Source organism: Rhodopirellula baltica SH 1, from assembly GCF_000196115.1.
GTDB lineage: Bacteria > Planctomycetota > Planctomycetia > Pirellulales > Pirellulaceae > Rhodopirellula > Rhodopirellula baltica.
On sequence record NC_005027.1, the window covers coordinates 4,815,747 to 4,830,020 of the forward strand.

6 protein-coding genes are annotated in these 14,274 nt (G+C 56.2%); 3 read left to right on the plus strand and 3 right to left on the minus strand.

Going from position 1 to position 14,274, the window contains the following annotated elements; all coding sequences use genetic code 11:
- Positions 1 to 77 precede the first annotated feature (77 nt).
- The gene (locus RB_RS18480) at positions 78 to 2,528 is read right to left on the minus strand and encodes a LapA family protein (protein WP_231845773.1); all 2,451 of its coding nucleotides are present in this window, start codon (positions 2,526 to 2,528) and stop codon (positions 78 to 80) included.
- Positions 2,529 to 2,740: 212 nt separating this feature from the next.
- Here RB_RS18480 and RB_RS18485 point away from each other — a divergent pair, with 212 nt between their 5' ends.
- Complete coding sequence (locus tag RB_RS18485; protein ID WP_164922202.1) at positions 2,741 to 5,704, plus strand: hypothetical protein; 2,964 nt, start codon at positions 2,741 to 2,743, stop codon at positions 5,702 to 5,704.
- An 86-nt stretch (positions 5,705 to 5,790) separates the two neighbouring features.
- Positions 5,791 to 6,825, plus strand: coding sequence for a tetratricopeptide repeat protein (locus RB_RS18490; RefSeq protein ID WP_011122118.1), 1,035 nt, complete (start codon positions 5,791 to 5,793; stop codon positions 6,823 to 6,825).
- Positions 6,826 to 7,391: 566 nt separating this feature from the next.
- Here RB_RS18490 and RB_RS18495 read toward each other — a convergent pair.
- Together RB_RS18495 and RB_RS18500 are read right to left on the minus strand one after the other, a co-directional pair.
- On the minus strand, positions 7,392 to 8,864 hold the full coding sequence (locus RB_RS18495) for a DUF1501 domain-containing protein (protein WP_011122120.1): 1,473 nt from the start codon (positions 8,862 to 8,864) through the stop codon (positions 7,392 to 7,394).
- Positions 8,861 to 11,968: a PSD1 and planctomycete cytochrome C domain-containing protein gene (locus RB_RS18500; protein ID WP_011122121.1), complete on the minus strand. Its 3,108-nt coding sequence runs from the start codon at positions 11,966 to 11,968 to the stop codon at positions 8,861 to 8,863. Before RB_RS18500 ends, RB_RS18495 begins: the two co-directional genes overlap by 4 nt.
- 366 nt (positions 11,969 to 12,334) lie before the next feature.
- Here RB_RS18500 and RB_RS18505 point away from each other — a divergent pair, with 366 nt between their 5' ends.
- Positions 12,335 to 13,975 carry a BBP7 family outer membrane beta-barrel protein gene (locus RB_RS18505; RefSeq protein WP_007332587.1) on the plus strand — a complete coding sequence of 547 codons (1,641 nt, stop codon included), beginning with the start codon at positions 12,335 to 12,337 and terminating at the stop codon, positions 13,973 to 13,975.
- The last annotated feature ends 299 nt before the right edge of the window (positions 13,976 to 14,274 follow it).

Sequence of the window (14,274 nt, forward strand, 5' to 3'; positions counted from 1 at the left end):
GTGCATCAACCAACGCAGGACAGTCCACCGACTGTTCTGTGTTGAAAAACCAAGGGCAACGCACTCGAGGCAACGCGTCACACTCGTTGCCGACGAGCCAATCGGTCACCACGTCGATTGGACCATGCAAACGCGAGTGCTCCCAAGATTGCTGCGATGACTCCGACTGCAGCGAACGTTCCGATCCAACTGACGCCGATGGGGTCCTTTGATGTGGGCGTCCGATCCGACCAGCGTCCCGCAATCAACAATGGTGCGAATTGCTTTCCACCATGCGAAGCCATGAAGTCGGATTCGTAGCTCCACAAACGGTAGAAAAAGCCCTCCACTTGGACGGGCTTGGAAACAGTTCGTGACAGAGCGTTCTCGTCCGCGAGAAATGCCGGCAATTCGGCGGCCACCAATGTCACGGGATATCGATTTTCCATCATGACGGAACCGCCACCTTCCGTCGCAATTTTCAATTGCACGTTGCCAAGATCTCCTATCGCGTCGATTTGGTAGTAGTGATCGCTGCCTACCTGCTGGGCTCGCTCGTCCAGCTCCACTGAAACGCGAGTCCAGCGAACGGTCTCGACATCGATTGTGATCCATTGCCCCATCCACTTCTCGGGCTCCTTCAACAGATCGGTTGGGCTGACTTCCACCGCTGCTGCTCGCATGGCCGCAGCGATCGGCCCGAGCGGTTCACTATCAGCGGAAATAGAACCAGCCTGATTGGCAGCACCAATCATCGAAAAGAAGACCTGTGAATCGATATCCATCAGGGGTCGCCGACTGAGTGCCACGATGTCCGGCAACCGAGTGATATCAACATCCAACTCACCGAGAACTTGCCAACCGAGCGATGCGGGTTGCTTGGGTCGCCAGCGAAGGTTTCCCGCGACCGCGATGGATGTGCCCTGATCATCGCCATCGAGCAATGCCACTCCGACACCTGACAATTGGTCGCCGATTGCGACTTGCTTTGGCAATGGAGCGGCAATGACCCTGATCTGCATGCCATCATCATTCACCAGTACCAACTGCACCAATTGACGCAAACTTAGGAACTCAATCAGTTCCTCGGGCACAGCCACGTACTGAAGCGATTCGATCGTTCCGTTGATCTCGATCGCGTCGCCAACCGACGCTGCTTTCCCGCTCAACTGCTGCGCAAGGGTGGCATCTGACAGACGCTTCAGACGAAACACGAGTTTGGCTTGTTCGTCTCTGGCCGCGTTGCCGTTACTTCCTACTCGCATTCGATCGCCGAGTCGCCGCAACCGCTCGACATCAAACCCTGACAACAAATCCAATAACGAAGCATCATTGGAAACGGCCCCCGTCTTCTCCTTTTGCTCAACCGTGTTCGTCTGTTGAGCGAAGACGACCGGATCGTTCATCGTCATGAACGAGAACCCCAACGTCAAACATGCCAACATCGGAAGCGTGACATGCTCACGTTGACGTTTTGCTCGCAGACGCCGATGCGACACGGAAGAACGCCACATCACCAGACCTCCGATTGCGACGCCAATCAATGTCGATATCACGACGATCATCCCAAGCGAAAGGGAACGCTTTTGTGTCACCGTGGGCGTGCCCGATGCCTTTGCGTTTGCCGACTGCAGTGCGGCACCGACGATCGCATTGCCATTGGACCGCACCGCTTGCACATGACCGACCACGACGGGCGTGAGTTCCGCGCCATCGGCTGACTGATAGGACAGCCGCTTTAAAAATTCGCCTTCGACCACGATCGTCGGCAACGGTGAAGCAACGTCGACCGAATCAGTGGACTCCAGATCGTCTACCGGTTCCGGCACCAATTCACGAATGCCCCGTGGCAAGTGAGGAACGATGATCAACCATGGCCGCTGGCTTCCGTCTTCCGGCTGCAACCAGCAATCCCAGTAGCGATCGATTCCCCAAGGGTTCGTACTTGCTTGAACGGAAACAACTCTCACCAATTTTCCGGTCGCTCGAACCGTTCGGCCGCGATAAACATCCGGTTGCTGCAGCAAAGGCAACAATCCCGTTTCGAGCACCGATTCAAACGGTGGCTCCGCCGACCAAGACTCGGGCGATCGGTGCAATGCCAACGTGACGCACAGAGCCGGCTGATCCGCCGCCCGCCAGACCGTTCCGTCGTCCACCTGAGCGATGAGCGACTCCTGTTCCATTCGGGTGGGAGTACGTTGAGCTTTCTCGAGCGTTTGATCTTCTGACAGGATCTGCTCCGCAACTGCAGCTTGAACAGTTTCCCACTCCGATCGCAACTGATCCCCGGACAATTCGCCGACGGTAGGCTCATTCGAGACGGGTTCCGACGTCGATTGCGATGCGGGCTCAGATTGGACCGGGACCATCGTTTCAGGAAAGAAAATCGCGTACACCCCAGGACGCGCCGCTTGCCTCATCACCATCAGAACCAGTGCTAACGCCAGCATCAACCGAAACAGCCGCCGGTAAGTTTGGGTGGGAGTACCACCACGCCCGCGTCGACGGTAGAGATTGTCGCGATTGATTTCGTTCGGGATACGCATGGTCACGCGTTGGATTCGTGGACACATCGGCCGCAAAAGGTTGCTACCGGTACTTCCGCACTTTAATCTAGTCCTTTGCGATGCAACACAACCGCACGGGTCGCGGCAACACCATCCGAAGCTCTTCTCCCACCTCGTCTGCACCCACTATGCCAGCACAGACTCCATCGTCTCGTCGTCAAACTCGACTAGCCACCTGGGTCGCCGCGACGATGACGATCAGTACTTTTCTGTACTCATCGACCAACGTCGTTGCGGAAGGTGAACCTGCTGAAGAATTTTTGAAGCGTCTTCGTGCGGCGGGATATTACGATCTGGCCAACGCGTACTTGGATCGATTGCCCAACCTTCCTGGCGTTGACCAAGGCATTCTTTCGGCGATCCCGCTGGAAAAGGCCCAGACATCGATCGATGCCGCCATCGCGTCCCGCAGCAACAGCCAACGAGATCAAGCGTTCGAGCAGGCCGAATCCGAACTGCAAGCTTATGTGGACGCGAACTCGTCCCACGAAAGGGCAAGCGAAGCCCGATCAATGCTTGGAAAATTGCAGATGGTCCGGGCCGCACAGCATATGAGCGGTGAGTTGGATGCGGGAAAGCGATCCAAAGCGAGGGAAGCATATGCGAAGGCCGCAATGACATTCGAGAACATCCAGTCGGATCTCAAGACCAAGCTGGAAGGCATGCAGGGCGCCAAAATTGACCCTCTGAAAGATCCCGAGAAGGCAACGCTGCGAGATCAGTTTCGGTTTGAGTATTTGATGGCTCGCCAAAACACTGGCGAAGCACAGTTGATGGCAGCGAAGACTTATGAGAACCCATCGAAAGACGGCAAAGCGTTGCTTGAAAAAGCACTCGCTGAAATGGTGGAACTGAGCGAAAAGTATGACAACTACATCATCGGTGCTTCCGCTTTTCACAAACGAGGTGACATCGAACGTTTGCTTGGTCAAAAAGACAAGGCAATCGAGAGCTACACGCGGATGCTGGAACAGGGAGAAGCTGATTCGCTTCGCGAGCCACAGATTGGTGCCACGATCGGCCTGATCAAACTCGCCCTCGAAGAAGACCCACCGAAATACCAAGACGCCATCAAACAGGGCGAGGAATTCGAAAAGTCGCTGAGGCCGGATGAGAAACGATTGGCTATCTCGCAGGAACTGCGAATCGAATTGGCCAAAGCGTTCATTGCCAAAAGCAAAGACGAGAAAAACACCAAACCGAACGAGCGGAAGCGAGCCACCAGCGACGCACGACAACTTCTGCTGTCGGCGAGAAAGGTGGATGGTCCACACTCCGCGGAAACGAAAACACTTCTCGCCGACCTTGGGGTGCAATCCAGCGATGAAACGGTGGAACTGCCCACCGCCGACGATCCAGCCAGCTTCGACGAAGCGTTTCTTTCAGCGAACCAACTGGTTCAAACCAGTCAGTTGCTCAGCGATCAGCTGGAAAGACTTCGAGCGGACAAGGCGTCTGAAGATCAAATCAAAGAAGTCGAAGAGTCACTCGTCGAGGCTCGTCAAACCGGAGTGATCATCCTGCGGCGTGGGCTGTCGATGATCAATTCCGAATCGGACACCATGCAGGTCAACGAAGCCCGCAAGTTCCTAACCTATTTGTTGCAGCAAGAAGAAAACTTCCGGGATAGCTTTGTGACCGGTCGTTTCCTCGCGCAGAACGCCCCGGGAACCGACTCGGGATTGGTGGGCGGCGTTTTGGCACTTGGCTCCGCTCAGAAATTGATCGCGCAAGCCGGCGATCGTGAAGCAGAGTACTGGCTCAATGAACTTCAATCCGTTGGCGACTATCTTGTTCGCATCTGGCCCGACGACCCCAAGGCCGCCGCGGCGCAAGACATCATGGTGCGTTTAGCACTGAGCAACGATGACTTCGATGGCAGCCGGAAACTCATCGATGAGATGCCTGAAGGGCCGCAGAAGTTCATGCTGGCTCGTTTGCTTGGCCAATCGCTCTGGAACGATTCCATCCGTTTGCTCTCCGAAGAAAAAGCGGAGGAGTCGCAAACACAGATGAAGGCTGCGGCCAAGGAACTTCAAAAAGGCCTCAACGGAATCTCCGGCGGATTGGTTTCGATGGAAGCATTCCAAGCGGCCCTGACACTTGCCAAAATTCAAGTTCGAACCGACGCTCCCGACAAAGCGGTCAAGACGCTCGACAATCCGAAGTACGGCCCCATCGCGAATCGATCCAAGATGGATCAGCCGTCCGCGTCCTTGATTTCCGATCTGTATCGAACAGAACTGCAAGCGGTCGTTGGGTTGATGACAACCAGCGACAAAGGCACCGACAAACTGCTCGATCGTGCCGCCGGCGCGATCGATGAACTTCGCTCCAACGCACAAGGAGCCGACGGCGAGAAACGCTTGGTCAGCACATTCGTGTCCCTGGCAAACGACATCCGCCAACAGCTCGACACAGCTCCTCCGGCCAAAAAAGCGAAACTCATCGACGCGTTTCAAGTCTTCTTGACCCGGATCGCCGATTCGACGGATGACAAAGCGACCCTGCAGTGGGTTGGCCAGACACTGATGGAACTGGGCGAGGCGAGCATGCCCGCTGGTAAAACGAAAGCCGAAGGCCAATCCGCCGCGCTGCTCAAAGCAGCCGCTGACACCTTCACCGATTTGAAAGATCCATCGGAAGCCGGCCTCGCCAATCGATTCTTGCTCGGCAAGACACAACGTCTGCGCGGCGAGTACTCCAGCGCTCTGAACGAACTCGAAAGCGTCCTGAAGCAGAAGGCCATGATGCTGGACGCCCAGAAAGAGGCAGCTCTCACCTACGAACAATGGGCGGGCGAATTAGAACCAAAATTCGCGGGTCGTGCGTACAAGTCAGCACTCAGTGGCGGCCGCCCCGGACCGGATAAAAAGAACACCATCTGGGGTTGGGGGCGTATCAGTCAGCTCACTCAACGCAACGAACAGTTCCGCGATATTTTCTTTGAGTCTCGCTATCACGTTGCTCTTTGCCGATACCTCCAAGGCAAAGCGATGAACAACAACGCCATCATCGAACAATCGATTCGGGACATCACCGGGTTGGTTGTGCTGTATCCAGAAATGGGTGGAGAAGAGCAAAGGCGAAAGTTTGATGCGTTGCTCAAACAAATTCAACGAGCCGCGGGGCAACCCGTCGTTGGACTGAAGTAACCCCGCCTCCCAACCGTTCGCGAAACATCATTCGTGATCTCCCACCGCGTTCACAACCTGCATTCACTTTTCAAGCACTGACATTCATGTTCGCCATCGCTCGTCTTTCGATTCGCTGTAGTGCCGTTTTGCTCGGATTGCTGCTTGCGTCCCCTGTCATGGCTCAAACCGACCGCCTCTACCCTCATGGTGGTGAGGTTGTCCTCGGCAAGATCAAATCGATCAGCAAGAACGGCATTGTGATGACGGTGTCGGGCAAAGACCAAACGTTCAACGCGGGCACGATCGAAAAGGTTCTTTTCCAAGGTGACCCCGGTGAACTGACACAAGGACGAGAGTTTGCGATCGACAACCAATTTGACCAAGCGATCGCAGAACTCAAAACCGTCGATGCGAGCAAACTGAACCGCGAGCCTCAAAAAGCGGACTTCGCCTACTACGTGATGTATTGCCAAGCACAACAAGCATTGTCCGGCAATGGCGATTTGCGATCCGCGGCATCAACTGCACTCGGCTTCATCCAACAGAACACTGACTCCTGGCACTTTTATGACACCGCCAAATTGCTCGGTGACCTGGCGGTCAAATTGGGATCCTATGACCAGGCTTCGAAGTACTATGGTTCGCTTCGCAGTGCGCCGTCCACCGAGACAAAGATCGAATCGCTGTACTTGAACGCACTGGTAAAGCTGGCTCAGAACAAAGATTCCGAGGCTGCCAGTGACTTGCAAAAGATCGTCGGCCTGGGCGTTCAATCATCCGAAGGTGCTCGTCTTCAAACGCTCGCCAAAGCAGCCCTCGCGATCGCCACGGCAAAACAAGGCAAAGGCAAAGAAGCACTCGAGATGGTCAATGAACTGATTGCCAAGTTGAATCCGACCGACACTGAAACGGCCGCAGAGATCTACAACGCCCAAGGAGCCAGCTACGTTGCCATGGGCGACACTGAGGGTGCCCTGCTGGCCTACCTGCATACCCAGTTGATGTTCTCTACTCACCCCGGCCCGCACTCGGAAGCTTTGAAACAGCTTGCGGAACTGTGGACGAAAGTCGGCAAACCAGATCGTGCCGCCGAAGCCCGCTCCGAACTACAACAACGCTACCCCGGCCTAAGCGGCTGATTTCAGTCGACCGATTGGTTTGCCTTGAAGACGGTTGCGAGGCTTCCACCCCGAGCTAGCGATGACGGCCCTATCCAGGGCGAATTCGCATCCAAGGCTCCGGAGGATTCCTCCTGAATCGCTCGGGGTGGAAGGCCCGAGATTGCAGGCCAAGTGGCTCACGGTGCCGCCCCGGTAGGGGCCGTCGAAACGGAATGAGATGAGTTTCCCAAACGGTACCACCCGCCTTTGAGAAACCCGCATGATTCAACCACCATGCCCCGGTTCGAAGCGGTGATTGGGAATGGCCTGGGTTGCAACCTGGCTCGACACTTGAGGGTTGCCCGACGGAACAGTTGAGGACAACTGTTCTACACTTCCAGAGTCGAACAATTGTCCCCAATTGTTCCGGGTGCGAACCCCAACAATCCAGCGTCGGCACCACCCATTCCAAGCTCAAACAGTTCGAAACTGACCTCGCGTCGGCACCTTGCGAGACGGAACAGTTGGGGACAACTGTTCTACTCTGACCTTGCTCCGTCACCTCTCCCAAAACGAAGTATTCGGAAGAGGTCGAGCGACGCCGTTCAGGCGAACATGTCCGTCACGATTCGTGAGGGCTGGGTCACGTTGGACAATCGTTGCGGCAAGCCTTGGCTCATGTAAGTCAACTTGTGATGATCGATGCCCAGCAGATGCTGAAGCGTTGCGTGCAAGTCGTGGGGCGAAACCTTGTTCTCCACCGCTTCATAACCAATGTCATCGGTGTGCCCGATCGAAACGCCGGGTTTGATTCCGCCGCCCGCAAACCACATCGTGAACGCGCCGGGATTGTGGTCGCGACCGATCAACTTCATCTCGCGACCGCCACGATTCTCTCGCATCGGCGTTCGTCCAAACTCACCGCCCCAGACAACCAACGTGTCTTCCAATAGGCCACGTTGATCCAAATCTTTCAGCAGCGCCGTCATTGGCTGGTCGACTTCACGGCAACGATCGTGGAACCCTTTGTTGATCGCTTCGTTGGCACCAGCACCGTGGGAGTCCCATCCCCAGTGGAACAGTTGAATGAAACGCACGTCGCGCTCGGCCAACCGGCGAGCGAGCAAACAATTGTTCGCAAACGATTCTTCGCCGGGGTTGGTGCCGTACATCGCATGAACGTCGGCGGTTTCCTGAGTCAGATCAAACGCTTCGGTCGCACTGGTCTGCATCCGGAACGCCATTTCATACTGAGAAATTCGCGTGAGCACTTCGGCGTCGCCGGTTTGCTCAAACATTTCTCGATTGAGTTTGGCCAGGGTATCCAAAGCGCGGCGTCGCTGAATGCGGCTGACGCCTTCCGGATTGGAAAGGTACAAAACCGGATCACCTTTGCTGCGGCACTGGACGCCTTGATGCACGGAAGGCAGAAAGCCCGATCCCCAAACGCTCTTCCCGGCAGACGGTGTTTTGCCGCCGGAGACGAGAACAACAAATCCGGGCAGGTTCTGGTTCTCACTGCCGAGGCCGTACATCGTCCACGCACCAAAGGACGCCGAGCCAAGATTCTGACTGCCAGTGTGCAACAGCAACTGTGCCGGTGCGTGATTGAACTGGGTCGTGTGCATCGATTTGACGAAGCAGACTTTGTCGACGACCGACTGAAAGTGCGGCAAACGATCGGAAACCCAAGCCCCACTTTCACCATGTTGGGCGAATGGAAATTGCGGTCCCAGCATTTTGGGCACGCCTTGGATGAACGCGAAACGCTTTCCTTCCAAGAAGCTGGCCGGCGTGTCTTTCCCATCGAGTTGCTGCAAGTCGGGTTTGTAGTCAAACAATTCCAACTGGCTCGGTCCGCCCGCCATGTGCAGGAAGATCACACGTTTGGCTTTGGGTGGAAAATGGGGTGCCAACATCGGTGCCGGATCGCCGGCTTGCGCGGTCTCACCGTGGACCGGGTTGGCTTGACTGCCCAACCACATCCCGGCCAAACCAAGCGAACAATTTTGCAAAAAGTGGCGCCGCGTTTGCCATTGCAACAAGCCAAGACGCACGGAGTCGTTAAGAGGATTCATTTGGTCAGTGCTTTGTCGAGGTTCAAAATGGTGCTGGCCACAATCGCGAGCGCGTTCTGGTCCACGTCAAGTTTGCCGTCGCCTTGGGGGACGCCGCTGGTTTCGTCCAAGTCGTCGTAGAGGACCTTCAGTTCATGAAGTTCCCATTCCGTCGGTTGGCTTTGTGTCACCAGCACAAACATGCGAGCGATTTGTGATTCGATCGAATTGTTGGCGTCCTCGGTTTCGACTGCGGCGGCTTGTTTGACCAAAGCCTTGCTACATTCGGCGTAGACAGGATCGTTCAGCGTCACCAGAGCCTGCAGCGGCGTGTTGGTCGCGATTCGCCGTGGTGCACACAGGTCTCGCGTGGGTGAATCGAAGGTCAAGAAACTCGGGTAGGGACTCGTCCGTCGCCAGTACGTGTAGAGCGCCCGTCGATAACGCTCGGGACCGGTCGCGGTTTTCCAAGACGCACCGCTGTAAACGGTCTGCCAAACGCCATCGGGTTGAGGCGGCATGACGGACGGGCCACCGATTTGCTCGGTCAACAATCCTGACACAGCCAACGCTTGATCACGAACCATTTCGGCAGTCAATCGCGTTCGCGGCCCGCGAGCCAACCACTGATTTCGCGGATCGGCCTGCTGCAGTTCTTTGCTGACGTGATGCGTTTGACGATAAGTCGATGACAACGCCAACTCACGCAAGAAAGGTTTCAAATGCCAATGGTGTTCGTCTCGCAGTCGCAAAGCGAGGTGATCGAGCAACTGCGGATGGGTCGGCTGCAGACCGCTGGATCCAAAGTCCTCTTGTGTTTCCACCAATCCGATTCCAAACAACTGAGCCCAGACTCGGTTGGCCCAAACTCGCGGGGTCAGCGGGTTGTCATCGGAAACCAACCATTGAGCCAGTTCCAAACGACTGTTCACGTCCGAGGGACGCACCGACGTGCCTTGGGTGAAGGCCACTGGAATGGCCGGATCAACCTTCTCGCCGCGTTCCATCCAGTTGCCACGCACGAACACGCGTGTTTCTCGTGCTGCCTCAGTCGGACGATTGAAAACGATCGGCAACTTGGGACCTTTGACCTGGGACGCTTCCTTGCGGGCTTGCGCGAGCGAATCGGTGAGCTGCTTCCACTGGTCGCTTTCGAGCAACTGATTGGCTTCCTCATCCGTGGTCGCAAACCATTCCAATCGACGGATCGGTGTGGCCACATTTCCGGATGTCGAGTGGGACTGACGCATGGTCAATCGCAGCGTCTTGATGGACTTCTCATTCAGCGATTCCCAGGAACTCGGATCTCGCATCACCAACACGGTTTGCCGCGGTCCGGTCAGCTTTGGGTATTCGCCAGCACCCGACGCGTTGCCGCGAAGGACATCGTCTGGATCGGTGCTGCCGGTGATCGCATCGGCGATGACGCCCGCCCACTCGACCGGAGTGGCGTTGCCGTCGGCGTCGATCCATTCGGCGGTGAGTTCGCTGAGCACGGAACCTTGCTCGGGCCACTGCGCCGGATCATCGCTGAGCGGCAAGATGTCCAACTTCATCGCCGACAACGGTTGCTCACCCAATTGAGTTTGTAAACCTTCAAGATCCAGTTCGACGGTGTACTTCGTTCCGGGCGGAAAGGTACCGCCATCGGTCACGATTTGATTGTCGACCTGCTTCAGTTTGCCGTCGGTGGTTTGGAACGATGCCGGAGCCAGCGACTGCCAGTTTGCTGTGTGAGCGACATTCCATCCGACCGCGTTGCGTTGATGACGCAGTTCTTCGACTTGTCGCTGCACATCGATCGCGTGTTCCAATTGAGACGGGTCATTGGGGACACGAATCGTCGGATACTCGTCTTGCAGGTCGGCATCCAACGTGTCGTTGAACATCGCCAACGACGCGTAGTACTCGTTGTGTTCGATCGGGTCGTATGGATGCGAGTGACACTGGACGCATCCAAAGGTGCTGGCCTGCCACACCGTCCAAGTCGTGTTGACGCGGTCGATCAATGCGGCGATGCGGAACTCTTCGTCGTCGGTCCCGCCCTCGGTGTTGGTTTGCGTGTTGCGATGAAACGCGGTTGCGATCCAGTCTTCCGCGGTTGCGTCTTCGAGCAAATCTCCAGCCAATTGCTTGATCGTGAATGCGTCGTAGGGCATGTCGGCATTGAAGGCCTGGATCAACCAATCTCGGTAAGGCCACATGTCGCGGTGGGGATCTTTTTCAAAGCCCATTGAGTCGGCGTAGCGAGCAAGGTCCATCCACACGGATGCCCAACGTTCGCCAAAATGAGACTTGGCCAACATCGTGTCGACCTCCGCTGCGTAAACCGTTTCTTTCTCACTGGGTGATGAGACGGAATCGAGCTTGGCAAGAAAGTCGGTGAGCTGTTCTTCCGACGGCGGCAATCCAATCAAATCAAACGAAGCTCGCCGCAGCCATTGTTCAGCGGGTGCTTCCTCGCTCGGGGCGAGATCTTTGGCTTCCAAGTTTGCCAACACGATTTGATCAAGCGGACGCGTTCTCCAATGGCTTTCACCCGAGCCCTCTGGCTTCGAATCGGCGGACGATGATTCCGGAACCAGCGGCGTGAGCGCCCACATGTTTTGCCACTGTGCTCCTTCCGCGATCCAGCGACGCAAAAGCTCAATGTCTTCCGGCGATAGCGGATCGGGATGCTCGTCCGGGGGCGGCATGCGGATGTCGGCATCGTCCGTCGTGATGCGTTCGATCAAGATCGATGCATCCGGGTCGCCTGGTTCCACTATCCATCCATCCGGCGGCAACACCTGCTCGGGATAGATGAACGAGACGTCGCCAGCTTGCTTCACCCCGCCATGACACGATGTGCAATTCGCGACGAGGATTGGGCGGATCTGTGAATTGAAATCGACCGGAGCTTCGTCACCGAGTGATTGACCATCGGGGTCGGCTGGCTCGGCAGCGTACGCTGACTGGTCCACGAAAAACCTTGGACAAAAACAGCTGAGCAGCACCACGGCAGTGATCCGAACGGTGCGTTCCAGGTCAAGCGGCGGGCGAAGCCCAATCCTAGGATTGGACAACAGACGAGCCAGTGCATTCCCGCCGGCTGGCGAAGGAAAGCGGGAGGAGAGAGATGGCATGGAGGGAGTTGAGGTGGGTTTCTGGGTTGGATCAGAACTTCTGTATTATAACGGCGTCAGAAGTTCTTTCAGTGGACTATGCGTGTTTCACACAAACACCTGTGAAACAGTATCTCAGCTCCCACCATCACAAAACACGCAAGCCTGGCAAAACAGGAAGCAACGAGCAAGTTTTCCGAAAGCGTTGCGTGTAACGATTTTTCTGATTTTGACGTTTTTGGATGCAGGATCTCAACAATCCGGGTCGATACGAGTGGTGAGCCGGTGATTCTCGACCGACGGCGCGACGTGACATGCACTTGTCCGTCTGCCCAACGGGGTCGAGCCTCACCTCCCCCCCGACTCCAGCATTGATGGGTGACGCCCGTGTCAAAACGTCTGTTTTACTTTTGTGTCTTTGGGACGCTTGCCGTGATGGCAGCCCCTTTGCATGCACAAACCAACTCAACTCGGTCGAGCCAATCCGGTTCGGTTCGCAACGCGAGCTATATAGAGCAGAACGCTCGAGCATCGTGGCAGCCTGTCCGAGACCTCTCGCAAAAAACGGCTTCGCAGTCGACCAATGCGAATCGCCCCAAATCGGCGAATGTTCGCTTGGTGGACCACACGTCATCCTTGCCTTCTCCGCCCATGCCGCCTTCGATCAACCCGATCATTGAAGAAGGCCCGATCACTCATTCCATGCCACTGGACGGCCAGGTCATCTACGACCCAATGCTGGACGGCGGTTGCGACTCCATGCCCATGGGAAGCTGCGGTTGCGGCGACCACGGATGCGACGGTGGTTGCGGTGCGGTCAGCTACGGCGGATGCGATGGCATTGGTTGCGGCGGTGGCGTTTGTCACAACGGCGACCCGATGTGTGGCGAATACAACGACTGCGACGTGATGCGACCCTGCATGACACTCTGCTTCCCTCAGGATGGTTGGTTCTCAGCCGAGTACCTGCTGTGGTGGCAAGACGGCATGGCGTTGCCACCATTGGTGTCCACTGATGTGCTTCCTTCGCAACGTTTCCCAAATGATCCGGGTCGCGTGTTATACGGTGGACAAGATGTCTTGACCGACAACATGGACGGATTGCGTCTGAAGTTTGGATTTTGGTTGGACAAGTGCCACACTTGGGGCATCGGAGCCGAAGGTTTCGGAATCGGGGAAGAAACCGACAGCTATCGTGCCAGTGGTGCTGACTCACAATTCTTGGGTCGCCCGTTCATCAATGTGGCCAATGGCAGCGTCGAAGACCAACAACAAGTCGCTTTCCCAAACCAATTGGCAGGAACAGTGGCCGTCGATGTTGACAGCCGCTTGCGAGGATGGGGAATCAACCTACGTCACCTCCGCCGCAGCGAAACCAGCTGCAGCCAAGGCGTCTTCTGCGGTTGTCCCGAACACACCTGCGAACGATTTGAATACCTGGTCGGATTCCGGCAAGTCGAACTGCGTGAAGGCGTTCGAATCACGGAAAACCTGGCCAGCATCCCAACGGCTCCCGACACCACCGTGTTGCAGTACGACATCTTTGATGACTTCCGCACTCGCAACCAGTTCAACGGACTGGACTTGGGCTGGATGTACAAACGAACCCGTGGTTACTGGACCTTCGATGCTCTGATTCGCTTGGGCGTTGGTAACACTCGTCAACGAGTCACGATCGACGGTGAAACATCGATCGATGGCGGAGCGGCTGAAAAAGGTGGTTTGTTGGCTCAAAATTCCAACATCGGCGAGTACAGCCGGGACGAATTCTCTGTCCTGCCACAACTCGACCTGACACTGGGTTACCAAGTCACTGAACAACTTCGAGCCACCTTCGGATACACGTTCCTTTACTGGTCCAACGTTGTGCGACCTGGCGACCACATCGACCGCCGCGTCGACACGGCTCAACTGCCCAACGGCACGACTCCAGCAACACCCGTTCTGGCTGACTACCCCGCCTTCGAGTTCGACAACACCGACTACTGGGCCCAAGGCATCAGCTTCGGCGGCGAGTATCGCTGGTAGTGAAAAACATCGAGAGGTTTGGCAAGGCCTGCTGATTTGACCGGGAATCCTGAATGGGTTGCCGGGAGGAACAATTCGAAAATTTCAGCTGACTCGCAATGAATCAGCTGACGCGAATGAAGCAAACATGCCGATTACACCGAAACCGAGGGATTCGGAGCGGTGAAGGATGAAACCATTCTCCGGTGAGAACATCCAACCATCACCCAGCAACGAGCCGGTCGCGTCATCCCCATGATTTCGCGTGACGGGCTCCGGAGACGCACGCTCCCCCAACTAAGACAACAGTTTCCAGGGAA